General features: G+C 30.9%; 29 protein-coding genes and 1 pseudogene. 14 read left to right on the top strand and 16 right to left on the bottom strand.

Features of this window, described 5'->3' with window-relative positions:
* The first annotated feature begins 6 nt into the window (after positions 1 to 6).
* The 3 genes from rlmN to CAMP5063_RS00625 are packed head-to-tail and all read left to right on the top strand — an operon-like array spanning position 7 to position 2,193.
* The gene (rlmN, locus tag CAMP5063_RS00635; RefSeq protein ID WP_263661401.1) at positions 7 to 1,077 is read left to right on the top strand and encodes a 23S rRNA (adenine(2503)-C(2))-methyltransferase RlmN; all 1,071 of its coding nucleotides are present in this window, start codon (positions 7 to 9) and stop codon (positions 1,075 to 1,077) included.
* Positions 1,074 to 1,184 (top strand): hypothetical protein, encoded by a 111-nt coding sequence (locus CAMP5063_RS00630; RefSeq protein ID WP_263659213.1) that lies wholly within the window; start codon positions 1,074 to 1,076, stop codon positions 1,182 to 1,184. The genes rlmN and CAMP5063_RS00630 overlap by 4 nt, the downstream gene beginning before the upstream one ends.
* Positions 1,174 to 2,193 (top strand): radical SAM protein, encoded by a 1,020-nt coding sequence (locus CAMP5063_RS00625; RefSeq protein ID WP_337194615.1) that lies wholly within the window; start codon positions 1,174 to 1,176, stop codon positions 2,191 to 2,193. Before CAMP5063_RS00630 ends, CAMP5063_RS00625 begins: the two co-directional genes overlap by 11 nt.
* Here the strand turns inward: CAMP5063_RS00625 and CAMP5063_RS00620 are convergent.
* Entirely contained in the window at positions 2,190 to 3,092 is a 903-nt protein-coding gene (locus CAMP5063_RS00620; protein ID WP_337194614.1) for an RluA family pseudouridine synthase, read from the bottom strand. The two genes, CAMP5063_RS00625 and CAMP5063_RS00620, sit on opposite strands and share 4 nt — an antisense overlap.
* Positions 3,093 to 3,171: 79 nt before the next feature.
* Here CAMP5063_RS00620 and purB point away from each other — a divergent pair, with 79 nt between their 5' ends.
* From purB to CAMP5063_RS00585, 7 genes are all read left to right on the top strand, one after another.
* Positions 3,172 to 4,500 (top strand): adenylosuccinate lyase, encoded by a 1,329-nt coding sequence (gene purB / locus CAMP5063_RS00615; RefSeq protein WP_337194613.1) that lies wholly within the window; start codon positions 3,172 to 3,174, stop codon positions 4,498 to 4,500.
* Between the two features lie 17 nt (positions 4,501 to 4,517).
* Entirely contained in the window at positions 4,518 to 6,893 is a 2,376-nt protein-coding gene (locus CAMP5063_RS00610; protein ID WP_337194612.1) for a ribonucleoside-diphosphate reductase subunit alpha, read from the top strand.
* Between the two features lie 15 nt (positions 6,894 to 6,908).
* On the top strand, positions 6,909 to 8,894 hold the full coding sequence (locus CAMP5063_RS00605) for an OPT family oligopeptide transporter (protein ID WP_337194611.1): 1,986 nt from the start codon (positions 6,909 to 6,911) through the stop codon (positions 8,892 to 8,894).
* The gene (locus tag CAMP5063_RS00600) at positions 8,891 to 9,697 is read left to right on the top strand and encodes an undecaprenyl-diphosphate phosphatase (RefSeq protein ID WP_263659205.1); all 807 of its coding nucleotides are present in this window, start codon (positions 8,891 to 8,893) and stop codon (positions 9,695 to 9,697) included. Before CAMP5063_RS00605 ends, CAMP5063_RS00600 begins: the two co-directional genes overlap by 4 nt.
* 106 nt (positions 9,698 to 9,803) lie before the next feature.
* Positions 9,804 to 11,615 carry a threonine--tRNA ligase gene (gene thrS / locus CAMP5063_RS00595; protein ID WP_039619515.1) on the top strand — a complete coding sequence of 604 codons (1,812 nt, stop codon included), beginning with the start codon at positions 9,804 to 9,806 and terminating at the stop codon, positions 11,613 to 11,615.
* Positions 11,612 to 12,133: a translation initiation factor IF-3 gene (infC, locus tag CAMP5063_RS00590; protein ID WP_220566975.1), complete on the top strand. Its 522-nt coding sequence runs from the start codon at positions 11,612 to 11,614 to the stop codon at positions 12,131 to 12,133. Before thrS ends, infC begins: the two co-directional genes overlap by 4 nt.
* Positions 12,134 to 12,167: 34 nt before the next feature.
* On the top strand, positions 12,168 to 13,259 hold the full coding sequence (locus CAMP5063_RS00585) for a DNA adenine methylase (protein WP_337194610.1): 1,092 nt from the start codon (positions 12,168 to 12,170) through the stop codon (positions 13,257 to 13,259).
* Here CAMP5063_RS00585 and CAMP5063_RS00580 read toward each other — a convergent pair.
* The 8 genes and pseudogenes from CAMP5063_RS00580 to CAMP5063_RS00545 form a co-directional block, all read right to left on the bottom strand.
* Positions 13,256 to 14,121 (bottom strand): annotated as a pseudogene (locus CAMP5063_RS00580) (helix-turn-helix transcriptional regulator). The gene CAMP5063_RS00585 and the pseudogene CAMP5063_RS00580 sit on opposite strands and share 4 nt — an antisense overlap.
* A gap of 17 nt (positions 14,122 to 14,138) precedes the next feature.
* Complete coding sequence (locus tag CAMP5063_RS00575) at positions 14,139 to 14,444, bottom strand: hypothetical protein (protein ID WP_337194609.1); 306 nt, start codon at positions 14,442 to 14,444, stop codon at positions 14,139 to 14,141.
* Between the two features lie 3 nt (positions 14,445 to 14,447).
* A complete protein-coding gene (locus tag CAMP5063_RS00570; RefSeq protein WP_337194608.1) occupies positions 14,448 to 14,873 on the bottom strand; it encodes a hypothetical protein in 426 nt (141 codons plus the stop codon).
* Positions 14,874 to 14,883: 10 nt separating this feature from the next.
* A complete protein-coding gene (locus CAMP5063_RS00565; protein WP_337194607.1) occupies positions 14,884 to 15,369 on the bottom strand; it encodes a hypothetical protein in 486 nt (161 codons plus the stop codon).
* A 584-nt stretch (positions 15,370 to 15,953) separates the two neighbouring features.
* Positions 15,954 to 16,544, bottom strand: coding sequence for a hypothetical protein (locus CAMP5063_RS00560; protein WP_337194606.1), 591 nt, complete (start codon positions 16,542 to 16,544; stop codon positions 15,954 to 15,956).
* Positions 16,545 to 16,580: 36 nt separating this feature from the next.
* Entirely contained in the window at positions 16,581 to 17,492 is a 912-nt protein-coding gene (locus CAMP5063_RS00555) for a hypothetical protein (protein WP_337194605.1), read from the bottom strand.
* 87 nt (positions 17,493 to 17,579) lie between these two features.
* The gene (locus CAMP5063_RS00550; protein ID WP_139471045.1) at positions 17,580 to 17,885 is read right to left on the bottom strand and encodes a YkgJ family cysteine cluster protein; all 306 of its coding nucleotides are present in this window, start codon (positions 17,883 to 17,885) and stop codon (positions 17,580 to 17,582) included.
* 68 nt (positions 17,886 to 17,953) lie between these two features.
* The gene (locus tag CAMP5063_RS00545; protein ID WP_263659198.1) at positions 17,954 to 18,175 is read right to left on the bottom strand and encodes a hypothetical protein; all 222 of its coding nucleotides are present in this window, start codon (positions 18,173 to 18,175) and stop codon (positions 17,954 to 17,956) included.
* Positions 18,176 to 18,322: 147 nt separating this feature from the next.
* On the opposite strand from CAMP5063_RS00545, the gene rpmI reads away from it, so the two are divergent.
* The 3 genes from rpmI (at position 18,323) to CAMP5063_RS00530 (ending at position 19,849) form a co-directional block, all read left to right on the top strand.
* Positions 18,323 to 18,514 carry a 50S ribosomal protein L35 gene (gene rpmI / locus CAMP5063_RS00540; protein WP_039617094.1) on the top strand — a complete coding sequence of 64 codons (192 nt, stop codon included), beginning with the start codon at positions 18,323 to 18,325 and terminating at the stop codon, positions 18,512 to 18,514.
* Between the two features lie 98 nt (positions 18,515 to 18,612).
* Positions 18,613 to 18,966 (top strand): 50S ribosomal protein L20, encoded by a 354-nt coding sequence (gene rplT / locus CAMP5063_RS00535; RefSeq protein WP_039617097.1) that lies wholly within the window; start codon positions 18,613 to 18,615, stop codon positions 18,964 to 18,966.
* Positions 18,944 to 19,849 carry a DNA ligase gene (locus CAMP5063_RS00530; RefSeq protein WP_337194604.1) on the top strand — a complete coding sequence of 302 codons (906 nt, stop codon included), beginning with the start codon at positions 18,944 to 18,946 and terminating at the stop codon, positions 19,847 to 19,849. Before rplT ends, CAMP5063_RS00530 begins: the two co-directional genes overlap by 23 nt.
* Before the next feature lie 9 nt (positions 19,850 to 19,858).
* On the opposite strand, the gene CAMP5063_RS00525 is transcribed toward CAMP5063_RS00530, so the two are convergent.
* The 3 genes from CAMP5063_RS00525 to CAMP5063_RS00515 are packed head-to-tail and all read right to left on the bottom strand — an operon-like array spanning position 19,859 to position 22,243.
* A complete protein-coding gene (locus CAMP5063_RS00525) occupies positions 19,859 to 20,668 on the bottom strand; it encodes a zinc ABC transporter, integral membrane protein (protein ID WP_039625059.1) in 810 nt (269 codons plus the stop codon).
* The gene (locus tag CAMP5063_RS00520) at positions 20,661 to 21,410 is read right to left on the bottom strand and encodes a metal ABC transporter ATP-binding protein (RefSeq protein ID WP_263737409.1); all 750 of its coding nucleotides are present in this window, start codon (positions 21,408 to 21,410) and stop codon (positions 20,661 to 20,663) included. Before CAMP5063_RS00520 ends, CAMP5063_RS00525 begins: the two co-directional genes overlap by 8 nt.
* Positions 21,407 to 22,243, bottom strand: a complete 837-nt coding sequence (locus CAMP5063_RS00515; protein WP_263737408.1) for a metal ABC transporter solute-binding protein, Zn/Mn family — start codon at positions 22,241 to 22,243, stop codon at positions 21,407 to 21,409. Before CAMP5063_RS00515 ends, CAMP5063_RS00520 begins: the two co-directional genes overlap by 4 nt.
* A gap of 60 nt (positions 22,244 to 22,303) precedes the next feature.
* Between CAMP5063_RS00515 and CAMP5063_RS00510 the strand changes: the two genes are divergently transcribed.
* Positions 22,304 to 23,002 (top strand): class I SAM-dependent methyltransferase, encoded by a 699-nt coding sequence (locus tag CAMP5063_RS00510; protein WP_337194603.1) that lies wholly within the window; start codon positions 22,304 to 22,306, stop codon positions 23,000 to 23,002.
* Positions 23,003 to 23,011: 9 nt separating this feature from the next.
* On the opposite strand, the gene pyrC is transcribed toward CAMP5063_RS00510, so the two are convergent.
* Genes pyrC through CAMP5063_RS00490 form a run of 4 tightly spaced genes read right to left on the bottom strand, consistent with a single transcriptional unit; the run spans position 23,012 to position 26,146 of the window.
* On the bottom strand, positions 23,012 to 24,004 hold the full coding sequence (gene pyrC / locus CAMP5063_RS00505; protein ID WP_263737406.1) for a dihydroorotase: 993 nt from the start codon (positions 24,002 to 24,004) through the stop codon (positions 23,012 to 23,014).
* A gap of 8 nt (positions 24,005 to 24,012) precedes the next feature.
* Complete coding sequence (locus CAMP5063_RS00500; RefSeq protein WP_012660796.1) at positions 24,013 to 24,243, bottom strand: helix-turn-helix domain-containing protein; 231 nt, start codon at positions 24,241 to 24,243, stop codon at positions 24,013 to 24,015.
* A complete protein-coding gene (locus CAMP5063_RS00495) occupies positions 24,228 to 24,599 on the bottom strand; it encodes a diacylglycerol kinase (protein WP_133319123.1) in 372 nt (123 codons plus the stop codon). The genes CAMP5063_RS00500 and CAMP5063_RS00495 overlap by 16 nt, the downstream gene beginning before the upstream one ends.
* Positions 24,599 to 26,146: a phosphoethanolamine transferase gene (locus CAMP5063_RS00490; protein ID WP_337194602.1), complete on the bottom strand. Its 1,548-nt coding sequence runs from the start codon at positions 26,144 to 26,146 to the stop codon at positions 24,599 to 24,601. Before CAMP5063_RS00490 ends, CAMP5063_RS00495 begins: the two co-directional genes overlap by 1 nt.
* Positions 26,147 to 26,177: the final 31 nt, after the last annotated feature.

Below are 26,177 nucleotides of genomic sequence, written 5' to 3'. Positions count from 1 at the left end.
AAAAAATTGAGTGAATTAAAAAATATATTAGATTTTACTAAAGAAGAATTAGAAAATTTAGTCCAACCAAAATTTAGAGCAAAGCAAATTTTTGAATGGTTATATAAAAAATATGCAGACGATTTTTTACAAATGTCATCTTTACCAAAAGACTTTAGAGTGTATTTACAAGAAAATTTTCATTTTTCACCTTTAAAATGTGTGAAAGATGAAAAAAGCAAAGATGGTAGTATTAAATATCTTTTTGAGCTTTTAGATGGTAAAAAAATAGAAGCTGTTTTGCTACCTATGAAAGAAGAGCTTGTAGATGAAAATGGAAAAATCATCAAACATGCAAGATATACTATTTGTGTTTCCTCTCAAGTGGGGTGTAAAAGTGGGTGCAGTTTTTGTCTGACTGCTAAAGGTGGTTTGAAAAGAAATTTGACTGCAGGAGAAATAGTAGGACAAATTTTATGGATTAAAAAACATAATAACATACCTTATGAAAGAAGGGTTAATATAGTCTATATGGGTATGGGAGAGCCTTTGGATAATCTTAAAAATGTTTCTAAGGCAGTTAAAATTTTAGCTGATAATGATGCTTTAGCGATAAGCCCTAGAAGACAAACTATAAGTACAAGTGGTTTAGCAAAGCAAATTAAAGAGCTTGGAGAAATGAATTTAGGTGTGCTTTTGGCTATTTCGCTCCATGCTGTAAATGATGAGCTTAGAAGTGAATTAATGCCTATTAATAAAGCTTATAATATAGCAAGCATTATGGAAGCGGTGAGAAATTTTCCTATAGATCAGCGTAAAAGAGTAATGTTTGAATACCTTTTAATTGATGGGATAAATGATAAAATAGAACATGCAAAAGAACTAGTCAAGCTCTTAAATGGTATAAAAGCCAAAGTGAATTTAATACTTTTTAATCCACACGAAGGAAGTTTATATAAAAGACCAAGTGTTGAAAATGCGGTTAAATTTCAAGATTATTTAAGTGCAAAAGGTGTTACTTGTACGATAAGAGAAAGCAAGGGACTTGATATTTCAGCTGCATGCGGACAGCTTAAAGAAAGGCAGAGTAAACAATGACTTTTTTAGATATAGTCCAACTTATTTTTATAAGCATAGTGGTAATCATAGGACTTGGTGGGATTATTTATGTATTAAAAAATGAAGGGAAAAATAATGATAGATAAAAAACAATTGTTAGAAAATCAATTATTTCAAAATAGATATATAAAGCCAAATATTTCTTGGTATTTTTCTCATTTAAATGGTAAAAGAGGAATTGCTAGAATTTTTAAAGTTCCTTATGCTGCTTTGATGAGAAAATTTTATTTGAAAAAATACTTCGAAAAGAGGGTTTTAGAAGGTAAGGTGGATATTCCTTATTTAGAATTAGTTTTAACTACAAGATGTACTTTGCGTTGTGAATCATGTAATAATTTGATGCAGTATTTTTCACCATCAAATCAATATACCTGTACTTTAGAGGGCATTATGGAATCATTAGATCTACTTTTATCTAAGGTAGATTCTATTGCAAGAGTTAGAATTATAGGTGGAGAACCCCTGTTGTTTAAAGATTTACCACAATTGATTGATTATTTAGATACTCAAAAGAAAATATTAACTTTTTCTTTAGTTACTAATGCAACCATTGATTTTAAAGATGAATTGATGAAAAAGTTAAAAAAATCTAATAAGGTTAGAAAAATTACAATTTCAGATTACAAAAGATCGCCAAATTTAAAAATTCCACTAAAACAAGAAAGCATTCTAAGAAAATTAAAAGAAAATAAAATTCCATTTTCTATGGACTCTAGTGGCGAAAATTCTACTTGGAGTGATCCTGAAAAAATTTATAAACGCGGTAGAAGTAAAGAAGATATAATCAAAAATTATCGTAATTGTCAAATGCCATGTGTAAGTTTGATGACATCTGAGGGCTTAGAAAATAAACAATTAGCACCTAAAGGAGCTATTTTTGTTTGTCCTATATCAAGTTCTTTATCACGTTTAAAAGGACTTGAAGAATTTAATGGTGATTTTTTAAATTTAGAGGATTCTAAAGAAAGATTTTTTGAATTTTATTCTCAAGATTTTTATAAATCTTGTGATTATTGTAGAGATTATGGTGAGCCAGCTAAGCAAATTGCAGTTGCAATCCAAACTGATAAAGTTTTAAAGTTAGAAAAAGATTAAGGTAGACTTTTCAAAAATTCATCCTTTATGTTTTTTTGAGATTGTATCAAAAAATTTTGATTTTTATATGTAAATTCTAAGCTAAAAGAGTGTAAAAGCAATCTTTTAGCACCTGTAATTTGAGCTCTTTTTATATCGCTCATTTTTCCATCTAATATTTGCTCTATTTGTGTTTTTTCTAAACCATATAAAGGTTCACCTAAAATTTTATGTTTCACATGAAACAAATGTAATCTTATTTGGTGTTGTCTTCCTGTTAGAGGTTTAGCTAAAACTAAACTAGCATCTAAATTTTCAAAATATTCTAAAGTATAAAATTGTGTTAAAGCTTCTTTGCCATTTTCACAAATATGCATCCTAGTTTTTACTGTATCATAGTCTTTAGCTAAATCCATGCTTTTATCTACTATAAATTCTTTTTCAGTTTTTCCTTTTACTAGAGCAAGATAGCTTTTTTGCACTAATCTTTTTTCAAACATAGTTTTTAACTCAATTTGTGCATTTTTATGCTTTGCTATGAGTAAAAGTCCGCTTGTTTCTTTATCTAGCCTATGAGCCACGCAAGCTTTTTCACCCCATAAATGCCAAATTTCATCACAAAGACTATAAGCACAATTGCGTCCATTAGGATGAGTTAGCACCCCGCTTGGTTTTTCTACTACAGCAAAATCTTCATTTTCATAAACTATTTCTAATCCTTTGGGATTATTTTCATATATGATTAATTCTACTAGACCATCTAAAAATTTGTTTTTTTCTTCTACCAAATTTCCATCACAAAATAGTCTTTTTTTATCAATGAGTTTTTGTGCTTCACGCATAGAAATTTTTAACTCATCCATAAGTAGTCTAAATGCCTTTTTTCCATTATTTGCTAGTTTCTTTTTTATATATGCCATTTAATAACTTTCTTAGGTAATTTATAATAAAATTCAAGCTATTTTTTCATAAAAAATTATATAAAAAAAGGTCTTGAAAATGGTTGAAAGATATAGCAGAGAAATCATGGCTAAAAAATGGGACATGCAAGCAAAATATGAGGCGTGGTTAAAAGTGGAATTAGCTGCTGTGAAAGCGTGGAATAAACTTGGTCTTATTAAAGACGATGATTGTGAAAAAATTATAAAAAATGCAAAATTTGATATAGCAAGAATAGATGAAATAGAAAAAACTACCAAACATGATGTTATCGCTTTTTTAACTAGTGTAAGTGAAAGCTTAGGTGAGGAAAGTCGTTTTGTACATTATGCAATGACAAGTTCAGATTGTATTGATACTGCAGTTGCTTTGCAGATTAAAGATAGTTTAGAACTAATCTTGCAAGATTTAGATCAAGTTTTAGCAGCGATTAAAACAAGAGCATATGAGCATAAAAATACCTTAATGGTAGGAAGAAGTCATGGAATTCATGGAGAGCCTATAACTTTTGGTTTAGTTTTGGCTATTTGGTATGATTCGCTAGTTCATGCAAAAGATTTAATTATTCATACAAAAGAAGTGATTAGCTATGGAAAAATCAGTGGTGCTATGGGAAATTTTGCTCATGCTCCACTTGAATTTGAAGAAGAAGTTTGTAAAAATTTAGATCTTAAACCAGCGCCAGTTTCAAACCAAGTTATACAAAGAGATCGTTACGCACAAGTTATCTCGGCTTTAGCTATTTTAGCTTCAAGTTGTGAGCAAATTGCTGTTGCTATCCGCCATTTTCAAAGAACAGAAGTATATGAAGCTGAAGAATATTTTTCTCAAGGACAAAAAGGAAGTTCAGCTATGCCTCATAAAAGAAATCCTGTTTTGAGTGAAAATATTACCGGTCTTTGCAGGATGATAAGAGCTTATGTAACACCTGCTTTAGAAAATGTAGCATTGTGGCATGAAAGAGATATATCACATTCTAGTGTAGAAAGATTTGTATTACCCGATGCTTTTATCACGACTGATTTTATGCTTTCAAGATTATGCGGTGTGGTAGAAAAGCTTTTGGTATATCCAGAAAATATGATGAAAAATTTAAATTTAACTGGAGGGCTTGTATTTTCTCAAAGAGTATTGCTTGAACTTCCATTTAAAGGTATAAGCAGAGAAGAAGCTTACAAGATTGTTCAAAGAAATGCTATGAAAGTTTGGGCTGATTTACAAAATGGTAAGCCTGCTTTAAATGAAAAAGGTGAGAGTTTGTTTTTATTAGCTTTATTAGCTGATGAGGATTTGAAAAATTCTTTAAGTGAAGCAGATATTAGAAATTGCTTTGATTATAACTACTATATTAAAAATGTAGATAAAATTTTTGAAAGAACTTTTAAATAATAAACTAGGGGTTGTGAGTGAAAGTATTAAAAAGAAATGGAAGAACTGAAGAGTTAGATGTTTCTAAGATTAAAAAATATACTACCGACGCGGTGGCAAATTTAGAAAATGTAAGTCAAAGTGAGCTTGAAGTAGATGCAAAAATTCAATTTCGTGATGGTATAACAACAGAAGAAATCCAACAAACTCTTATAAAAACAGCAGTAGATAAAATAGATATTGATAGACCTAATTGGACCTTTGTTGCTGCAAGATTGTTTTTGTATGATTTATATAAAAAAGTAAGTGGTTATAATGGGTATAAGCATTTAAAAGAATACCTTGAAAAAGGCGAAAAAGAAGGTAGAATTTTAATCGGCTTAAAAGAAAAATATGATTTAGATGATCTTAATGCTTATATCAAGCCAGAGCGTGATTTGCAATTTACTTATCTTGGTATAAAAACTTTATATGATAGGTATTTGATTAAAGATTCTAAAGGTATGCCTATAGAATTACCACAACAAATGTTTATGGCTATTGCGATGTTTTTAGCACAAAATGAATTAGATTCTCAAACTTGGGCTAAAAAATTTTATGATTTGATCTCAACTTTTGAAGTAATGCTTGCAACTCCAACCCTTTCAAATGCAAGAACTACAAGACACCAATTAAGCTCATGTTATATAGGAAGCACACCTGATAATATAGAAGGGATTTTTGATTCCTATCAAGAAATGGCACTCTTGTCTAAATTTGGCGGTGGTATAGGCTGGGATTGGTCTAAGGTGCGTGCTATGGGTGGAAGTATAGATGGGCATAAAAACGCAGCAGGCGGGATCATACCATTTTTAAAAATCACTAATGACATAGCCGTTGCTGTTGATCAACTTGGTACTAGAAAAGGGGCGATTGCTGTATATATTGAACCTTGGCATATGGATATTAATGACTTTTTAGATTTGCGTAAAAATTCTGGCGAAGAAAGAAGAAGAGCGCATGAACTTTTCCCTGCTTTGTGGATTAATGATTTATTTATGAAAAGAGTAAGGACAAATGGTAAATGGACGCTTTTTGATCCTGCTGATACTGCAAGTTTATGCGATTTATATGGTGAAGAATTTGAGAAAAAATACGAAGAATTTGAAAAAGATGAAAGCATAGCTAAAGAAATTATAGATGCAAAAGAGCTTTGGAAAAAAATACTTTTATCTTATTTTGAAACAGGTATGCCATTTTTATGTTTTAAAGATAGTGCAAACAAAACAAATCCAAATTCCCACGCAGGAATTATAAGAAGTTCAAATTTATGTACAGAAATTTTTCAAAATACAGATCCAAATTATTATCAAATCAAAATCGTATTTGATGATAAAACAGAGCTTCATTTAGATGAGGATGAAGAGCTTACAATAGATGGAGGATATAAAAAACTTGCTAAAAAAGTTTCTACTTTAGATAGTATTAATGGTAAAAAAGTCTATATAGTAGAAAAATACAAAAACGAAGGAAAAACCGCAGTTTGTAATCTAGCAAGTATAAACTTAAGTAAAATTAACACCAAAGAAGATATTCAAAGAGTAGTACCAACAGCTATAAGAATGCTTGATAATGTGATTGATTTAAATTTTTATCCTCATGTAAAGGTTAAAAATACCAATCTAAAATCACGCGCTATAGGGCTTGGCGTAATGGGTGAAGCGCAAATGCTAGCTGAAGCTCAAATTTATTGGGGTTCTAATGAGCATTTTGAAAAAATTGACCATATTATGGAGATGATTAGCTATGAGGCTATTTTAGCTAGCTCAAATTTAGCTTTAGAAAAAGGAAGTTATCCTGACTTTGAAGGATCAAACTGGAGCAAAGGTATAGTGCCAATTGATGTAGCAAATGAAAATGCTAAAAAACTTACCGCAAGTGAAGGTTTATTTGATCAAAGTGAGTGTGATTGGGAAAAATTAAGAGAAAAACTAAAAAGAGATGGTATAAGAAATGGTTATTTAATGGCTATAGCACCAACTTCTTCTATTTCTATTTTAGTGGGTACTACTCAAACAATTGAGCCTGTATATAAAAGAAAATGGTTTGAGCAAAACTTAAGCGGTATGATACCAACTGTGGTGCCAAATTTAAGTGCTAATACTTGGCAGTATTATACCCCTGCTTATGAGCTTGATCAAAAAATCTTAGTAAAAGCAGCAGCGATTCGTGGTAAATGGATTGATCAAGGTCAATCATTAAATATCTTTGTTTCTTTAGATAAAGCAAGCGGTGGATATTTAAACGAAATTTATCAACTTGCTTGGGAATTAGGTGTTAAATCAACTTATTATCTAAGAAGCGAAAGTCCTGATAGTCAAAAAGTAAATGATGATGTGGTTGATAGAACTATAGAATGTGAAGGTTGTCAATAAAAATGGAGAAACAAAATGCATACAAAAAACTCACTACCGGAGCTTACGCTTAGGGGTATAATACTAGGAAGTATTTTAACGATTATTTTTACCGCCTCAAATGTATATTTGGGGCTCAAAGTTGGTCTTACTTTTTCTACTTCTATTCCTGCTGTTGTGATCGCAATGGCTGTTTTAAAAATCTTTAAAGACTCTAATATTTTAGAAAATAACATGGTTCAAACTCAAGTTTCAGCTGCAGGTACGCTTTCGGCTGTGATTTTTGTTATACCAGGTCTTTTTATGTGTGGATATTGGTTTGAATTTCCACTTTGGCTTACTTTTATGCTCTGTCTTTGTGGAGGTGGATTAGGCGTGCTTTTTACCATACCTTTGCGTAGAGCTATGGTGGTAGAGAGTAAATTAGCTTATCCTGAAGGAAGAGCTGCTGCTGAAATTTTAAAAGTAGCTAATAAAGATCAAGCTGATAAAAAAGGAAAAGTGGGCTTAAAAGAAATCACACTTGGCGTGGCTTTTGCTTCTGTGATAAGTCTTTTTTCAAGCGGTTTTAAACTACTTTCAAGTGGAAGCAGTTTTGCATTCATTTGGCAAAAAATGACTTTTGGCTTTTCTATGGGTTATTCAGTGGCACTTTTGGGTGCTGGATACTTAGTAGGTATAGCCGGAGGTGTTGCATTACTTGCGGGTATGGTGCTTGCTTGGATGGTTTTTGTGCCATATTTTTCTGCTAAAGAAAGTTTTGATGCGAGTTTAAGCGCGCTTGATATAGCTAATCAAATTTGGGCTCAAAAAGTACGCTTAATAGGTACAGGAGCTATTGCTATAGCAGTATTATGGACTTTAATAGAGCTTGCAAAGCCTGTTTATGATGGCATGAAAAATATGCTTAAAAAAACCTCATTAAACCTCTCACAAGATCCTAAAGATATGGATTTATCTTTAAAAGCTATGCTAGGTTTATTTGTGCTTATGTGTATAGGTTTGTTTATTTCATTTTATGCTTTTGTGGCTGATTCAAATTTAGCAAGTGGTTATCAAATTCTTTTTGCTTTGGTAGGAACTTTAGTAGCTATTTTCATAGGCTTTTTTGTAGCTTCTGCTTGTGGATATATGGCAGGTTTGGTGGGTTCATCATCTTCTCCTATTTCTGGTATAGGACTTATTGGGATTATGATTTCTTCTTTGATTATTTTGCTTTTGGGTTATCAAGTAGATTTATTTAGCGATCCTTTAATGTCTAAATTTGCTATTGCTTTTGCTATATTTACTACTAGTGTTATTTTGGCAACTGCTGCTATTTCTAATGATAATTTGCAAGATTTAAAAACTGGCTATTTAGTGGGTGCAACTCCTTGGAAACAGCAAGTTTCTTTGATTATAGGTTGTGTGTTTGGTGCTTTAGCTATAGCTCCTGTTTTAAATTTATTATATCAAGCTTATGGTTTTGTGGGTGCAATGCCAAGAGAAGGAATGGATGAGGCAAATGCACTTGCTGCACCACAAGCAAATTTGATGAGTACTATTGCACAAGGCATTTTTAACGCTAATATCGATTGGAGTTATATTATAGCGGGAGCTTTTGTGGGCGTTGGTATAATTATCGTCGATCGTTTATTGAGAAAGAAAAATATGTCTTTACCACCTTTAGCCGTGGGTATAGGTATATATTTACCACCTGCTGTTAATATGCCTTTATTTGTAGGTGGATTATTAGCATATTTAATCAAAAAGCGTTTGGAGCAAAGATATGCTAAAAATGCTCATAAAAAAGAACTTATTCAAGAGCATGAGCAAAAAGGAACCTTATTTGCCTCTGGTTTGATAGTGGGTGAGAGTATATTTGGAGTATTAATAGCTGGCTTAACTGTGCTTTCTATTAGTAGAGGTGGAGCTGAAGATCCGCTTGCTATTGCAACTTCATTTAAAGATGATGGGATTATAGGTTTTGTAGTATTTATAGCGATTATGCTAATTTTTGCAAGAAGAGTGCTTAAAAAATGAATTTAGATTATTATTATGCTTTGATTTTAGGAATCATTGAGGGTCTGACAGAATTTTTACCTGTTTCATCTACTGGGCATATGATCTTGGGTGCTGAAATTTTGGGTTTAAATATAGATGATTTTTGGAGAAGTTTTTTTATCATCATTCAGCTTGGTTCTATACTAGCGGTGATTTTTATTTTTAAAGAAAAACTAACTCAAAAACTTGATATTTGGTTAAAACTTGCTGTGGGCTTTTTGCCTGCAGGTGGGGTGGGTTTTATAGCATATAAGTTTTTAAAAGAAATATTTAATGGCTATACCGTGGCTACTATGTTAATCATTGGTGGGATTGTTTTTATCATCATAGAACTTAAACATAGAAAAAAAGACTATACAATCCACTCTTTAGATGAGGTAAGTTATAAACAAGCTTTTTTGATAGGTTTAACCCAAGCTCTTGCTATTATACCAGGTACTTCAAGAAGTGGAGCAAGTATCATAGGTGGGTTATTGCTCGGACTTGATCGCAAAGTTGCTTCTGAATTTTCATTTTTGCTTGCAATTCCTACTATGATTATAGCAACAGCTTATAGCATTTATAAAGAACCACAAGTTCTAAGCAATATGAATAATTTCATTCCTTTAGCCATAGGTTTTATAACAGCTTTTGTAGTGGCTTTTATAGTAATTAAAATATTTTTAAAATTAATCAGCAAGATAAACTTCATACCTTTTGGAATTTATAGGATAATTTTAGGTTTTGTATTTTTATACCTTTTTATGAGTGGTACTTTAGATATATCAAGAACAGGTGTTTGAAATATAAAAATATCCTTTATTTAAAAAAAGTTTAAGTTTTTCATAGCTAAAATTAGTCTTATATTTTAATTTAAGCTCACAAGGTTAGTGAGTGTTAAGGGTAGAAATGACAAAAGATATAATTGCATATGCAAATAATGAAACTTTGGTAGATACTCAAAGTTTTAACAATGATACAAATTTAACTCCGATTTATTTTGATAACTCTAAAGAAAGTTTAGAAGTTATCCGCCACTCTTGTGCGCATTTAATGGCTCAAGCGATTAAAAGTTTATATCCAGAGGCTAAATTTTTCGTAGGACCTGTGATAGAAGATGGGTTTTATTATGATTTTAGAGTTGATAGTAAGATTTCAGAAGAAGACTTAAGCAAAATCGAAAAGAAAATGAAAGAACTAGCTGAAGCAAAGCTAGACATCACAAAATATGAACTCTCAAAGACTGAGGTTAAAGAAAAATTTGCTAATGATGATTTAAAACAAGAAGTTTTACTAAGAATTCCTGATGGAAAAGTAAGTATTTATAAGCAAGGCGAATTTGAAGATTTATGCCGTGGACCTCATGTACCAAACACTAGATATTTAAGATTTTTCAAGCTTACTCGTGTAGCGGGAGCGTATTTGGGTGGTGATGAAAAAAGAGAAATGCTCACAAGAATTTATGGTACTGCCTTTGCAGATAAAGAAAGTTTAAATGAATACTTAAAAATCATTGAAGAAGCTAAAAAAAGAGATCATAGAAAACTTGGTAATGAAATGAAACTTTTTGCCTTTGATGATGAAATAGGCGGTGGGCTTCCTATATGGCTTAGTAATGGTGCAAAATTAAGAAGCAAATTAGAGCATTTGCTATATAAAGCACATAGATTAAGAGGCTATGAGCCTGTGCGTGGGCCTGAACTTTTAAAAGCTGATGCGTGGAAAATTAGTGGGCATTATGCAAACTATAAAGAAAATATGTATTTTACGCAAATTGATGAGCAAGAATATGGCATTAAGCCGATGAATTGTGTAGGACATATTAAAATTTATCAAAGTGATGTTAGAAGTTATCGCGATTTACCTTTGAAATTTTTTGAATACGGCGTGGTGCACCGCCATGAAAAAAGTGGAGTTTTACACGGGCTTTTTAGGGTAAGAGAATTCACTCAAGATGATGCGCATATTTTTTGTATGCCAAGTCAGATAAAAGAACAAGTTTTAGAAATTTTAAGCTTTGTCGATACTTTGATGAAAGCTTTTGAGTTTGATTATGAAATGGAAATTTCAACACGCCCAGCAAAAGCAATAGGCGATGATGAAATTTGGGATATAGCTACAAAGGCTTTAAAAGAAGCTTTAGACGAGCAAGGTTTAAAATATGGCATTGATGAGGGTGGTGGAGCTTTCTATGGTCCAAAAATCGATATTAAAATCACTGATGCGCTAAAAAGAAAATGGCAGTGTGGAACTATACAAGTAGATTTTAACTTACCAAGCCGTTTTAAACTCGAATACACAGACGCAGATAATGAGAAAAAACAACCTGTAATGCTTCACCGTGCTATTTTGGGTTCTTTTGAAAGATTTATAGGAATTTTAGTAGAGCATTGTGCGGGCGAGTTGCCATTTTTCATAGCGCCAACTCAAGTAGCTATAGTACCTATTTCGCAAAATCATCATGATTATGCAAAAGAAATAGCAAGAAAACTTTTAGAACTTGGCATTGATAGTGAAGTGTATAATAAAAATGAAAGCTTAAATAAAAAAATTCGCACAGCCGAAAAAGCACATGTGCCTATGATACTTGTTTTAGGCGATGAAGAAGTAGCAAACAAAAGTGTGGCTTTAAGAGATAGAAGAGCAAAAGAACAAAAAACAATGACTTTAGATGAATTTATAACCCTAACAAAGGAGAAATTAAGTGAGGTACGCTTTTGAGTAAAGAAAAAGAAGTATTGCTAAATGAAGAAATTCAAGCAGATGAGATCAGATGTATAGGTGATGATGGCAAGGTTTATGGCATTATTAGTAGTGATGAAGCACTAGATATAGCAAATAGACTAGGGCTTGATTTGGTGATGATAGCCTCTGAAGCCAAACCACCTGTATGTAAGATAATGGATTATGGAAAATTCCGTTATCAACAAGAAAAGAAACAAAAAGAAGCAAAGAAAAAACAAAAAGTTATTGATATAAAAGAAATCAAACTTTCTGTGAAAATCGCTCAAAATGACATTAATTATAAAGTCAAACATGCAAGCGAGTTTTTAGAGCAAGGCAAGCATGTGAAATTTAGAGTGTTTTTAAAAGGTCGTGAGATGGGCTCTCCTGAAGCAGGGGTAGCTTTGCTTGAAAAAATTTGGCAAATGGTTGAAGATATAGCAGATAGAGACAAAGAGCCTTTACTCGAAGGACGCTATGTAAATATGCTAGTAACTCCTAAAAAGAAAAAATAATCGCAAGCCTTTTTAAGGCTTGTATTTTAAACTTATGCTAGAAGAAAATCCACAATTTTTAAAAGAACAAATCATAACTTATCTTGGTAATAAAAGATCTTTGCTTGAGTTTTTAAATCAAGGCTTCAAATTCGCACAAAATGAGCTTAAAAAAGACAAATTTAGTTTTTGTGATGTATTTAGTGGCTCTGGGGTAGTTTCGCGTTTTGTGAGGTCTTATGCGAGTTTTATCATGGCAAATGATTTGGAAGATTATTCTAAAATCATCAATGAGTGTTATTTAAGCAATCAAAATACACAATTTTTACAAGAATTACAAAAATATTATGATTTTTTAATTTCTGATTTAAAACTCAAAAAAGGTTTTATAAGCAAACTTTATGCGCCAAATGATGATGAGTGTATCCAAAAGAATGAAAGAGTTTTCTACACGCTTAAAAATGCGATGTATTTAGACTCTATGCGAGAAAAAATTTCAAGCTTGCCAAGTAATATACAAAAATACTTTATCGCACCGCTTATCTATGAAGCAAGTGTGCATGCAAATACAAGCGGGGTTTTTAAAGGTTTTTATAAAGATAAAAATGGAGTGGGAAAATTTGGAGGAAATGGAGCAAACGCACTTAGTCGTATAAAGGGCGATATAGCTTTAAAAATGCCTATTTTTTCAAATTTTACTTGTGAATATGAGGTTTCTCAAAAAGATGCAAATGTTTTAGCTAAAGAGCTTGATGGCTTTGATGTGGCGTATTTAGACCCACCTTATAATCAACACCCTTATGGATCAAATTATTTTATGTTAAATTTAATCGCTAATTATAAAAAGCCAAAGGAAATCTCAAAGGTTTCTGGTATACCAAAAGACTGGAACCGCAGTGCTTTTAACAAAGAAAAAAAAGCCGAAGATGCTTTGTTTGATTTGATAAATGATTTAAAAGCCAAGATTGTATTGCTTTCTTATAATTGTGAGGGTTTTGTAAAAAAAGAAAATTTCACAAAAAGACTTCAAAGTCTTGGAGAATGTTTTGTGCTTGAGCAAAAGTATAATGCCTTTAGAGCTAGTAGAAACCTTTCTAAACGCTCTATGCATATACAAGAACAACTCTATGTATTAAAAAAACGCTAATCTTGCATGTATGTATTTAACTGCTCAAAAAGTTTTTCTTTTAAAGCGATAGGTTTGTTTATTTTAATATATGGTATCCAATATCTTATTAAATTTAAAAGCTCATCATCATAGATATAAAATGCCTTGATGTAAATAAAATTCTCATCCTCATCTATAAATTCGTATTTAGTAAGGGCATTTTTTCTTAAGAAATATTCTTTGGCTTTTTTATCAAGCTTTAAAATAACTTCTTTGTTTTCTTTACTAATCCAGTTGCTTTGATCTTTTTGAATTTGTTTTAAAAACTCTTCTTTTGGGGTAAAAATTTCTTTTTTTCTACTTTTAGTTGTGTGATTTTAGAAAAAGTAAAGGTTTTTAAAGTATCGTTTTCATCTGCTAAAAGATACCATATGTGATCAATATTGATGAGTTTGTATGGATTTGCTTTTCTGTGTTTTTCTTTATAGTAAAAACTAATGGGGTATTTTGCTATGATAGCTGCACTTAGTTCCTCAAAAACTTCTCTATCAAGTGTTTCATAGCTTTGGGTTTTGACTAAAAAGGCTTTATTGATTTTTTCATTAAGCAAGTCGTTTAAAAACTCTTTATCTAAACTAGGATAAAGTCTACCTATACCGCTTAAAATAGCAAAATTTTGTATATCCTTAAAGCTTAATTTTCCTAAAACATAGCCTTCTAAAAAATACTTTCCATTTTCTTTTTTTATAGGGATAAAAGCAAGGCGCTCATGCAAGTCTCTTTGTATGGTGCGAATGCTGACATTAAATTCTTGTGCAAGCTCTTCTAAGCTAAAGCGCTCGCCATTGTTTAAACACTGCAGTATAGAAACTAAACGCGTAGAAAGCTTGTCTTTTTCCATATACAACCTTTTTTTGTTTATTTTAGCAAATCTTTGATGTTTTGTTTGATTGTTTTTGGATCATTTTCATAGGTAGTTAAAAGCTCTTGAATAAGCTTTAAAAAATCATTAAAATCATCAGGATTTTCTTTTTTAAATTTAAGTACTCTATCTAGGATGATAAAAGCGGTTTCTGTTTTGTCATTTTCTTTTTCATAAAGCTCTTTTAGCTCTAAAGCAAACTTAGTGTAAGTATAAGCTTGCTTTGGCTTTGAGATGATATCAAAGATGTTTGATTTATAGCTAAAAAGCAATGAAAAAAGTTGGGGTAGTTTGTTTAGCATGGTTTATTGTTCAATATATCCACAATCTCTACATTTTCTTTTTCCATTAATAGATGCATCTTTATTTGTAAAAGGAATTTGTACCCAAGAATGCTGTATATCACCCAAACGCTCTTTTCCACATTGAGAGCATTTTTCTATTATCTGACATCTTTCATTTTTTCTTACTTTTTCAAATTTGTGATATGTTCCAAATTCTCTGTACTGACAATAAATACATTCTTCATAACCTCTGCAAGAGTACGGATCTGCTATAACTCTTTCTGCAAAGTTGTGATTGTATTTACTGATATATTCATTACAGTCGGGGCATGTTTTTGAAAGATAGCATCGAGGTTTTCCTTCTTCATTGCTGTAAGTTCCTCCGTGCCACCCAATTTCACATTTTGCACTAATTGCTATAGATTTTAAAGTATCTAAGAATCCCATTTTATTCCTTTTATATTTTTAAATTTTCATTGCTAAACATAAAATCATCAAATTCTTTTCGTGTTTTAAATAAATCATCAATACCAAATTTTTCTGCAAGGTTTATAATAGATTGATTTGCTTGTGTATAGTTACTGTTATTTAAGGCGGTTTGTAATTCTTGAAAACTCATATTGTTAGTATTTTTTAAATCACGCATATAATCATCTATGAAAATTTCCAAAGATTCTTGGTTTTCTATCATTTTAGGCATGATTTTATCAAAAACTATTTCAACTTCTTCTCTTCTTGCTTTAGCCAAATTTGCCTTAGCAAAAATTGCAACAAAGCTATTTATTGTTATTTCAACAGTTTTAGAAAATAAAACTACAGCTAATGAACAAATAAAAATGGATATTCCTATGGATAAAATTTGAGATAATTGACTTCCACCTAATGCTTGACAAATTTGTTCTTCTAAGGCAATTGCAAATATAGTCATAATAGCGGAAAACAAAGATTTTAATATCACTTTTATAAGTTCGTCAAAACTTTTAATTTTACTAGTTATATAAGCATATATTGCATTCCATATAGATTTTAAACCACTTCTTAAATTTTTCCACAAAGCTTTTAAGTGCCCACCAATTCTTTTAAAATATTGCGAAGCAATTCCAACAATAACATCTATAATACCATAGTTAGCTCCTCTTATAAAAGCATCTTTCCCGTTTTCAATTACTCTTGATAATAAACGCTTAAATCTTACATCAAAATCCTCATGTTCTTTTTTTATAAATTCGCTTTTAAGTTCAGTTATAACACCGCTTGCAAATGTACTAAGAACAACAACACCAGCATCGCTAGCTCCAGTTTGAAAAACATTTATAGTAGCTTGTTTTGCTTGAATAATATATACTTCTTTTAAGGCCTGATATTTGTCTGTGTGGTTTTTAGAATTAGTTTCTTTTGTGTAGCCAGCTTTTTCTCTCTCGTTACCTTGAGTAAGAAAAGAAAATTTGCTTTTATATTCTTGAAGTTTTTTTTCTAAAGTTGATTTTTTTTCTTCAGGGGCTTTTTTTATGTTATTTTCTAATTTTTCTATTTCTTTTTGCGCCCTTTCGTAAGTTTCTTTATCAGTTTTATATAGTCTAAATTTCCATTTTTAATCACTTCAAAATATCTATTATATTCTTTTCCAAATATACTATCATTAACAGCTTTTAATTGTTCTGTTTTAGCTATTTCGCCTTTTTCGTTTAAAGTTACGGTATCTACTATAGTATGATTTGTTTTGGTTAAGTTGTCTAGATTGACATTGTTTGTCAAATTTTTAATTTCTTCATCGCTATAATTTGCCAAAATTGTCTCTTTTTTGTATAGATCAATATTTTCCCCTTTGAAGACTTTGCTTATTTCGGCAAGCTCATCTGTTGTGAAGCTTCTATTTTTATTTTTATTATATGCGTTGCTGATATTTTCTTTACCAACTTCTAGTGTTTCATACAATTGACCAAAACCATTTGGGTTATTGCCATGCTGTTGCGTAGCTTTTTGCATATTTGTTGTAAGTTTTGTACTTTCCATATAGGCTTCATATGAGCTAGTGTTAAATATATTAAGACCTAATCTTGCTAAACTTTGGGTCCCTAGTTCTTCTAGTAATTCATCAAACAATGATACAGTATTCATGATATCTTCCTTATTTTAAAAGCGGAAATTCCGCTTTTAAATAGTTTGTATTTCTTTATTTAAATTTTGTGCTATTTGGACAGCTTTTTTAAATTCTTTATTTACTATGCCATCTTCAGTTAGTACATTTACCTTACAAATACCACTAATTGCTTTTACTAAATTTACAATAAATTGAGTATATGTTTTTTCACCATCAGTAAATTTAGAATAATCATTTTCTCTTATAATCATTAATTTAAAAGTTTGTAATTCTTTAATTAAAATTCCATCTAAATTTTGTATAGCTATAAGAGATTCATTTACAATAGAACCGATTGCTGTTGTTGCAATTCTTGCAGTATCCATTTCACTTGCTACTGCTTTTGCTTTATGTAGGTTACTTTTTGCTTCGTCCAAAGCTTGCTCTCCAACTTTAGAATATAAAAATCCTCCAACTGCTAAAACAGGCGCAGCTACTATACCACCTAAAACAGCCATTCCACCAGCCATTCCAAATCCACCCGCAGCTAAGCTACCTCCTCCAAGCCATGCTAAAGTAGCATTAGTAGCCGCTGCGCCACTCAGTGTAGAAATTAAAGTTCCGGTAGAAGCGCTTGCAAGTAATCCAACACTACCATAAGCTCCAATACCAGCTAAAGCCCCAGCACCAAGAGATGCTATCCCACCTGCTGTTAATTTTGTAAAGTCAATTACACTTTCTTTGGTAAATTCTATAAATTCATTAATATTAAATTTTAAATCATCTTTAGAAAAATCATCGCTTTCTACATTTTTAAGTTTAGAAAAAATATCAATAAACTCTTTAAAAGAATTTTGATGAATATGCAACTTTGCATGCCCTAAATTTTCCAAAGCTTGTTCAGCATTTTTTCTAGCTACGTCTAAATTTTCTTTTGCATAATTAAAAATAGCTTTAGCATTATTATCTAACCTTCTGCTGCACACTTATCTTGATAACCATCGTATGCTTTTTTAGCACCAAATACACCTGTTGCTAAAGCTATTCCGCCTAAAATAAATGGAACTGCCATTTTAAATCTCCTTTGTTATTAAATTTATTTTGTATTTTTTATCTAGCTTCAATTTATCTTGCAATAAATTACATATTTTTATATTTTCGTTATAAAAATCCTTTTTACTCATAGTGTCTTTAAAATATTTATTGTAAAAATCTTCCACTCTGCATACTAAGGGTCTTTCGTTGTAAATTTTACAAGAGTTATCTTCTTGTAAATTAATGCAAACACCATTTATATTAAAGTGTTTCAACTCTTCAATGCCATTAATATTTTTACAACATGCTCCACATGAAGTGCAAGGAAAATTATGTTTTAATATTATTTAACCCTCCTTATTATTTTTTATGTCAATTATATCAATACCCCCCCCCCGTATTGTCAAGGTTTTTAGTATTGTTTACTTTTAATTATCCTTGCAAGTACTACTACGCCTGCTAAAATTAGCACATAAGAAACTGCTACATTTATAATTCCGTATTTTTCTATTAAAAATAAACTTGGTAATATAACGCACCACACTACAAACAAAAATAAAGCCCAAAAAGTACCACAAACTATAGCCCATATAGCAGTAGCTATCATAACTATAATACCAATTACTATTGCCATTTGACTCCTTTATTGGATTTTATAAAATTAATAAAATCATATTAAATCCTTGTGACAGGTTGTGTCATAAAAATTTAATTTTTCTAAAGCATAGTTATAGTAAAATGATAGCTTTCTTTTATGAAAAAATTTATCCAAAGGATACACATGCCAAAAATGAAAAGCGTTAAAAGTGCTGTTAAACGCTTCAAAGTAGGTAAAAATAAAATCAAAAGAGGTGCTGCTTATAGAAGCCACATTTTGACTAAAAAACCTGCTAAAAGAATGCGTGATCTCCGCACTTCTAAGTATGTTCACTCAACCAATGTTAAAGCGGTTGAAAAAATGTTAGGAATTTAAGCCCGCTTAAATTTAGTTTTTGACGAAAGTCATTCAAACTCCCCTTGTTTTAAAGGGCAAGATTCGTTTAACGAACGCCAATTTGTGAAAGGATAAATATGGCAAGAGTAAAAACAGGTGTTGTAAGACGCCGCAGACATAAAAAAGTTTTAAAACTTGCGCGTGGTTTTTATAGTGGTCGCCGCAAACACTTTAGAAAAGCTAAAGAACAATTAGAAAGAAGTTTGGTTTATGCGTATCGTGATAGACGCCGCAAAAAACGCGATTTTCGTCGTCTTTGGATAGTGCGTATCAATGCAGCTTGCAGACTAAATGATATTAGTTATTCAAGATTTATAAATGGTCTTAAAAAAGCAGGCATTGAGCTTGATAGAAAAATCTTAGCTGATTTAGCGATGAATGACGCAGCTGCTTTTGCAAAAATTGCAGATGCTGCTAAAAAAGCACTTTAATCTTATTGCAAGGCTTTTTAGCCTTGCTTTTCTCTTTACTCTCTTTTTAAATTCTCTTTTTGCAAAAGATATTTTGCTTTTTAAAGTTTATGATGAAAAAGCATTTAAAGATGTAAATTTAAGCCATTATCTCATGAGTGAAAAACTCGATGGTATAAGAGGTCTTTGGAATGGTAAGTCTATGCAAACAAGAGCAGGAAATACTATAAAACTTCCTTTATTTTTCACAAAAAACTTTCCTAAATTTGAGTTAGATGGAGAACTTTGGATAAAAAGAGCTTCTTTTGAAGAAATTTCATCTTTAATACGCCAAGAAAACCCTGATGAAAAACTTTGGCAAAAAGTAAGTTATAATGTCTTTGATGTGCCAAATGCTTGTGAGGAATTTAAACTTGATCTTTGTACTTTAGAAGCAAGATTAGAAGTTTTGAAAAAGTATTTAGCTAAAAATCCAAATGATTATATAAAAATTATTCCACAAGTTTCCATTAAAGATAAAAATCATTTAAAGCAATTTTACCAAGATATCATTTTGCATAAGGGCGAGGGTATAATCATAAGATTAAACAATGCACCTTATGAAAAGAAAAGATCAAATAATGCTTTTAAACTAAAACCTTTTGATGATACAGAATGTGTTGTAAAAAAGCATTTTGAAGGTAAGGGAAAATTTGAAGGTAAAATAGGATCTTTACTTTGTGAAGCAGTGATTGAGGGTAAAAAAGTGAGTTTTAAAATAGGTTCAGGTTTTAAAGAAAGCGATCGCTTAAATCCTCCGCCAATTGGTGCTATAATTACTTTTAAATACAATGGTTTAACCAAAAATGGCAAACCAAAATTTGCTAGTTTTTTAAGAGTGCATGAAAATAGTGTTTTAAAGTAAAAGTAAATTTCAACTTTTCTTTAAAAAAGCACTAAAACAAAGATAAAGCACAAAAGCTATACAAGCGCTTGCTATAATGCATGCTCCGCTTGCAAGGTTATAATAAAAACTCACAAAAAGCCCTATCACGCAAAAACTTATGCTCAAAAGCGTAGAGATGATCATCATTTGACCAAGCTTTTTAGAAAAGCTCTCAGCGATAAATGCAGGTATGCTAAGTAAAGCTATCACAAGTATAAGTCCTACTACTTTGATACTTATAACAATACAAAAAGCCATCATTGCGATTAAAAGATAGTGAAAAAGATTGGTTTTAACCCCTCTTAAGCTTGCAAATTCTTTATCAAAGCTTAGAATTTCAAATTGACGATAAAAAAGCAATACTAAAATGATAAAAATCACATCAATCACTGCAAATAAAACTATATCTTGTGTAGGCACAGACAAAATACTACCAAATAAATACCCCATTAAATCACCATTATACCCAGGGGTTAAGTCTATGAGTATGATACCAACAGCCATTCCAAAAGCCCATATAACCCCGACTATATTGTCACTTCTAAAAGGATATTTTTGTACTAAAAACGCTACAAGCAAGGCTAAAAAAAGAGTAAATAAGCTCGTACTAACAAGTACTGGCAAACCAAAATAAAATGCTATGCCTATACCCCCAAAAGCCCCATGTGTAATGCCTCCTGCCATAGAACTTAAGCGGTTGATCATGATCAAAGTCCCCATAATCCCACAAGCAATGCTAGTTAAAAATGCAGCCAAAAAAGCATTTTGTATAAAAGAGCTAGATAAAAGTTCAAGCATGGTTTTTTCCTTCACAGCAACACTGCTCCAAGCTAAGCTCCACATCACAAAAATGCGTGTGATTTTGGCTTAAATGCGCTAGTAAATGTGCCTTTTTTTCAGGGGTGTTTTCATGTAAGAATAATTCTTTGTTTAAATATGCGATTTTATTTGCATAAGCTAAGCTTACATTTAAATCATGGCATATTACTATCACGCCAACCCCACTTTCGTGTAATTTTTTCAAAAGCTCAAAAATCTGCACCGAGCCTTTGGTATCTATGCTTGCAGTAGGCTCATCAAGGATTAAAAGTTTGCATTCACTTGCTAGGGCTCTTGCTATATAAACTCTTTGTCTTTGGCCTCCGCTTAGTTCATTGATTTTTTTATCCCAAAAATTTCTCATACCTACTTTTTCTAAGGCTAGCAAGGCTTGCTCTTGATCTTTTTTGGTATAAAAACCAAAGAATTTTTTATCCACCCTTCCCATCATCACCACTTCTAGCACGCGTACTGGAAAGTTTGGATTAGCTAAAGTATTTTGTGGGACATAACCTATATCTTTTAAACTTAAGCTTTCAAAGTTTATATTTTTATGGCTATTTAGTAAGCCTAGTATGAGTTTTAAAAGTGTAGATTTACCCCCGCCATTTGGCCCTACTATGGCTAAAAAGTCTTTGCTTTCATAGTTTAGGTTGATATTTTTTAAAACCTCATCTTGGTTATATGAAAAGTTTAAATTTTTAATATTGATTTTTATCATTGTAAAACGCTTGCTATATTTTTTGCATCTTTTAAAAGTTCATTTTCATAATCACTTGGCAAATGATCAAGTTCTATGATTTTAAGATTATAATTACTTGCCATAGCTTTAATGGTATTATTATTAGCTCCTTTAGGTACAAAAATAGCTTTTATTTGCTCTTTTTGTATGAGTTTTGCAAGCTTGGCCAAGTCTTTTGGCTTAGGTTCTTTTCCTTCTATTTCAACAGGAATTTGACTTAGATGATATCTTTTTGCAAAATACCCCCAAGATGGATGATAAACTAAAAAATGCTTATTGTTTGTGTTTTTAAATAAAGCTTGTATTTGTAAATTTAATGTATCCATTTCTTTTAAGAAATTTTCTAAATTTTGTTCATAAAATGCTTTATTTTGCGGGTATTGTTCTATAAGTGCTAAAGTGATATTTTTAGCATGAGTTTTTGCTAAAAGTGGATCAAGCCATGTGTGAGGGTCATCTCCATGATGATGGTGTCCTTCGTGAGCATGCTCTTGTAAAGGTATAAAATCAATGCCATTTTGAGTAGAGATGATTTTGGTATTTTTGAGATTATCTTTAAGTTTTAAAATCCAAATTTTTTCAAATTCTAAATTTGCTGTGAAGTAAATATCGCTTTTTTCAAGTTTTAAAATACCACTTGGTTTAAATTCGAAAGTATGCTCATTTGCATTAGGTGGTATGACTATATTGATGTCCAAAGTGTCTTTAGCAATTTGCTTTACAAAATAAGCTTGTGGGGCTATACTAACACTTACTAAATCTTTGGCATATATACTTAAAAATGAAATCAAACACAAAAACAATACACGCATAATTTTCCTTTCTAAAAACAAAAAAATATTATACTATATTAGAAAAAATAAGGAGTGAAGATGAATTTATGGAATAAAAAAGCAAAAAGCTATGCAAGATATAGTTCTAGCTTAAACGAAATTCAAAAAGCCACTTTTGCAAAACTTAGATCTTTACAAGGCAAAATCGTGGTGGATATAGGCTGTGGGAGCGGTGTTTGGACTTTGCATTTAGCACAAAAAGCAAAAAGTGTTTTAGGTATAGACAGCTCTAGTGCTATGCTTGAAATTTTACAAGAAGATGCAAAAACTCATGCTATATCAAATATAAAAACTTTAAATTTAGACTTTGAAAACTTTTATAAAAACAATAACACAAATTTTGATTTAGCCTTTTTGAGCATGTCTCCTGCTTTGCAAAATGAAAAAGACTATAAAGCTTTTTTAAGCTTAGCTTCTAAAAAAGTATATTTAGGCTGGGCGAGTAGGCGCAAAAGTAGCTTTTTAGATCCTATATTTGAGCATTTTAACACGCATTTTAAAGGTTTTTATGAAGAGGATTTGCAAAGTTTTTTAAATGCGCAAAATATTTCTTATGAGAGTGAAATTTTTAATGAAACTAGAGTGGTAAAAAGAGATAAGGATAGTGCGATAGAAAATGCCTTATGGCATTTGAGTATGAATGGCATTAATGCAAACAAACAAGAGTTAGAAAGCTTTGTAAAAGATGAGGTAGAAGAGATTATAGAAGCTAAGATAAAACTTTTGATTATTGATTAAATTTCAAGGCTAAATAACCTTGAAATTTAAAGTTTTTCCCGCCATAAATGGCACTACATCGCCGTATTTTTGCGCTACTTGCCATTCTTGTTTTTCTAAAGTGATGATTTTATCTTTTTCAAATTTAAGATTATGGATTTTACAAGCATTATCTGAAATAAATTTTTGTAAATTTGCTTCATTTGAGTGCTTTTCAAAAAGTTCAGCTAATACAGGTAAAATCACCGGTGCGCTAAATACGCCAGCTGCACACCCGCAGCATTCTTTAGTATGCAAAGGATGAGGTGCGCTATCACTTCCAAACATAGCCTTTTCATAGCCGCTAAAAGCAAGCTCACATAAAGCGTCTTTATCTTCATAGCGTTTTGCAATAGGTTTGCAAAACAAATGTGGGTCCATCTTAGCACCTACTACATCATCAAGGGTTATCATTAAATGATGTAAAGTGATAGTTGCGTATAAATTTTCATAATCTTTTAATAAATCACACAAAACCTTAGTGGTAATATGTTCCATTACAATTTTTAATTTTGGAAAATTTTTAGTTAATTTTTCATAGATTTTAGCAAAATTTGCCTCTCTATCCATTACAAAATCATTTGTTTCTCCATGTACAAGTAAAGGCAGGCCAAGCTCACTCATAGCATTTAGTGTAGGTTTTAACTTTTCTATATCAAAGCTTGAAATTCCATTATCTGAATTTGTAGTTATGCCTGCAGGATAAAGTTTGATAGCAAAAATTTCATCCTTAGCTTTTTCTAAAAATTGCTCATCATAGTCTTTAAAAAATAAAGTCATCAAAGGCGTAAAATCTTCATTTTTACATGCTTTTAAAATGCGTTCTTTATAAGCTTTTAATGCGTTTATTTCAGTAAGCGGAGTGATTAAATTTGGCATGATAACTCCCGCTTTAAAGTCTTTTGCGCTAAATGGAGCTACAAGTTCAAGCATGCTTTCATCGCGTAAATGTAAATGCATATCCAAAGGGTTTTTAAGCGTCATTTTATCTCCTATTTGAGTTTATATAAGCCGTTTTTGAGCTTTTCAAGCAAAGCTTTTTCTTCTAAAAATTTAAAAGTAGAAATGATGGTTGGTTTACTGATGTTTAACTTTTTAGAAAGTTCTTCGATATTTGCAAAGACAAAGCCATCTTCATTAGCATGAAGGGCTAAAAATTCTAAAATTTCAAAGCGTTTTTTACCAAAGATTTTTATGCATAGTGTTTTTACTTTATCATCCATTCTCTAGCCATATTAAAAAGAATAAAACTCCAAGTAATTATAGCCAAAACAACGCTAAAAAACACCCCAGCGCTCGCACAATCTTTTGCTTTTTTAGCTAAGATGTGAAATTCGCTCGTACAAAGATCCACGCAAGCTTCTATGGCAGAATTTAATGCCTCTATAATTAAAATCAAAACTAATACTAAAATAAGCACAAAATGTTCTAAAAAACTCACAGGTAAAAATAAGCTTACAAAAATCAAAGGTAAGATAATGGCAAATTCTATTCTAAAAGCCATTTCATCTTTAAGCAAGAATTTAATGCCACTAAAGGCATAACTTGCATTTTTAAATAAAGAATACTTTGGCTTCATTAAGGATTTTCCTTTAAATTTTTACTATATAAGTCATAGTTTTCTTCATATTCTTTAGTTTGGACATTAAAATATCCTAATAAACTTGAAAAAATATTATCTTGAGATAATTTATAATCTTTCTTTTTTTGTAATTCTTGGATTAAATTATTATCTTTGCTCCAAAGAATCATAGGAACATGAGTTTGTTCTTTTGGTGCTATAAAATAGGGCATTCCATGAAGGTAAATTCCATTTTCTCCCAAACTTTCTCCATGGTCTGATACATATAACAATGAAGTATTTTGTGAAGGACTTTGCTTTAGTAAGTCAATAAGACTTTTGATGATAAAATCTGTATAAAGTAAAGTATTGTCATAGGTATTAGTTAATTCTTCTTGCGAGCATTGTTGTAATTCATTTGTATCGCAAGTTGGCGTAAATTTTTTAAACTCATTTGGATAGCGCTTAAAATAAGCTGGTCCATGAGAACCTTGCAAATGAACGACTATGATTTTACTTGAAGATGGATTTTGTAATTGTTCTTTTACAAGCTCAAGTAAGCTCTCATCATAATCTTTTGAAATCAATTTATGTGCTATACGATCGCAGTTTCCTTTGCAACCTCCAGAATTATTTCCAAGCCAAACACTTTGAACTCCAACTCTTTGTAAAATATCTAAAGCATTTTCTTCATAAAGACTATTGTCAAAAGCAGCTCTTTTGTGTCTTGAAAATATACAAGGTAAACTTCTAGCAGTTGCTGTCCCACAAGAGCTTACATTGTCAAAATATATTAAATTAGGTTCGTTTTTGGTATAAAAATTAGTATCATTTTTGGTATAACCACCCAAAGAATAGTTATTTGCTCTAGCGGTTTCCCCTATGACTAAAATCATAGTTTTGTTTAAGTCTTTTTCCATTTTCGCATCTAAAGCTATCTTTTGAAGTTCTTTTTCTGGAATAACTTCTAATTTTATATATTTAATTGCTGAATAAATTTGATAAAAAGGAGTGTTATAAACTCTTACTTCATTATAAGTTCTTAAAAATGGTACAATACTTTTTGAAAAAATTCCAAGCAATCCAAAAGCAACAAATAAAGCAACAAATAAAGTGCCAAATTTGATGATTAAATGTTTTTTGATATTGTGATATTCTATTTTAATTTTTATAACTAAAAATGCTGGAATCACAAAAGTAAAAAATATATAAACAAAAATATTAAAATTAATCAGATCGCGTACTTCTTTTTGATCAGTTTGCATAGCATTTCTAATCATATCATGATCTATAATAACACCATAATTGATCATAAAATAACTACTAATTGAACTCACGCCTATTAAAAAAATCATTAAAATCTTGCTAAGATAAGGCAAAAATAATAAAGCGAAAATTCCAACTAATAGTGCAAAATATATAATTATATATAAAATAATGGAAATATCATTATTATGAGGATGTAAATTTTCGTGAATATAAGAAAACAATTTCAGATTGATACTAGTTATATAAAAAGCACTCAAAATAATAAATTTAAGCCACGATATATTAAAAAATTTCATGAAATCCTTTCAAAATTAAAGATTTAATTAT

Origin of the sequence: Campylobacter sp. RM5063, from assembly GCF_024723655.1 — a bacterium.
Classification (GTDB): Bacteria; Campylobacterota; Campylobacteria; order Campylobacterales; family Campylobacteraceae; genus Campylobacter_D; species Campylobacter_D lari_D.
The sequence above is the reverse complement of the archived record's forward strand: the minus strand, read 5'-3'. Positions and strand labels throughout refer to the sequence as shown.

Bases quoted from the DNA above. Each gene is read 5' to 3' on its own strand.
- CAMP5063_RS00530 (WP_337194604.1), top strand. From the start codon at position 18,944: ATGCTGCTAAAAAAGCACTTTAATCTTATTGCAAGGCTTTTTAGCCTT.
- rpmI (WP_039617094.1), top strand. From the start codon at position 18,323: ATGCCAAAAATGAAAAGCGTTAAAAGTGCTGTTAAACGCTTCAAAGTA.
- CAMP5063_RS00545 (WP_263659198.1), bottom strand. From the start codon at position 18,175: ATGGCAATAGTAATTGGTATTATAGTTATGATAGCTACTGCTATATGG.
- CAMP5063_RS00490 (WP_337194602.1), bottom strand. From the start codon at position 26,146: ATGAAATTTTTTAATATATCGTGGCTTAAATTTATTATTTTGAGTGCT.
- CAMP5063_RS00575 (WP_337194609.1), bottom strand. From the start codon at position 14,444: ATGCTAAACAAACTACCCCAACTTTTTTCATTGCTTTTTAGCTATAAA.
- CAMP5063_RS00630 (WP_263659213.1), top strand. From the start codon at position 1,074: ATGACTTTTTTAGATATAGTCCAACTTATTTTTATAAGCATAGTGGTA.
- CAMP5063_RS00605 (WP_337194611.1), top strand. From the start codon at position 6,909: ATGCATACAAAAAACTCACTACCGGAGCTTACGCTTAGGGGTATAATA.
- purB (WP_337194613.1), top strand. From the start codon at position 3,172: ATGGTTGAAAGATATAGCAGAGAAATCATGGCTAAAAAATGGGACATG.
- CAMP5063_RS00495 (WP_133319123.1), bottom strand. From the start codon at position 24,599: ATGAAGCCAAAGTATTCTTTATTTAAAAATGCAAGTTATGCCTTTAGT.
- CAMP5063_RS00600 (WP_263659205.1), top strand. From the start codon at position 8,891: ATGAATTTAGATTATTATTATGCTTTGATTTTAGGAATCATTGAGGGT.
- CAMP5063_RS00525 (WP_039625059.1), bottom strand. From the start codon at position 20,668: ATGCTTGAACTTTTATCTAGCTCTTTTATACAAAATGCTTTTTTGGCT.
- CAMP5063_RS00560 (WP_337194606.1), bottom strand. From the start codon at position 16,544: ATGAATACTGTATCATTGTTTGATGAATTACTAGAAGAACTAGGGACC.
- CAMP5063_RS00510 (WP_337194603.1), top strand. From the start codon at position 22,304: ATGAATTTATGGAATAAAAAAGCAAAAAGCTATGCAAGATATAGTTCT.
- CAMP5063_RS00515 (WP_263737408.1), bottom strand. From the start codon at position 22,243: ATGCGTGTATTGTTTTTGTGTTTGATTTCATTTTTAAGTATATATGCC.
- CAMP5063_RS00620 (WP_337194614.1), bottom strand. From the start codon at position 3,092: ATGGCATATATAAAAAAGAAACTAGCAAATAATGGAAAAAAGGCATTT.
- pyrC (WP_263737406.1), bottom strand. From the start codon at position 24,004: ATGACGCTTAAAAACCCTTTGGATATGCATTTACATTTACGCGATGAA.
- thrS (WP_039619515.1), top strand. From the start codon at position 9,804: ATGACAAAAGATATAATTGCATATGCAAATAATGAAACTTTGGTAGAT.
- CAMP5063_RS00520 (WP_263737409.1), bottom strand. From the start codon at position 21,410: ATGATAAAAATCAATATTAAAAATTTAAACTTTTCATATAACCAAGAT.
- rplT (WP_039617097.1), top strand. From the start codon at position 18,613: ATGGCAAGAGTAAAAACAGGTGTTGTAAGACGCCGCAGACATAAAAAA.
- CAMP5063_RS00585 (WP_337194610.1), top strand. From the start codon at position 12,168: ATGCTAGAAGAAAATCCACAATTTTTAAAAGAACAAATCATAACTTAT.
- CAMP5063_RS00570 (WP_337194608.1), bottom strand. From the start codon at position 14,873: ATGGGATTCTTAGATACTTTAAAATCTATAGCAATTAGTGCAAAATGT.
- CAMP5063_RS00500 (WP_012660796.1), bottom strand. From the start codon at position 24,243: ATGGATGATAAAGTAAAAACACTATGCATAAAAATCTTTGGTAAAAAA.
- CAMP5063_RS00625 (WP_337194615.1), top strand. From the start codon at position 1,174: ATGATAGATAAAAAACAATTGTTAGAAAATCAATTATTTCAAAATAGA.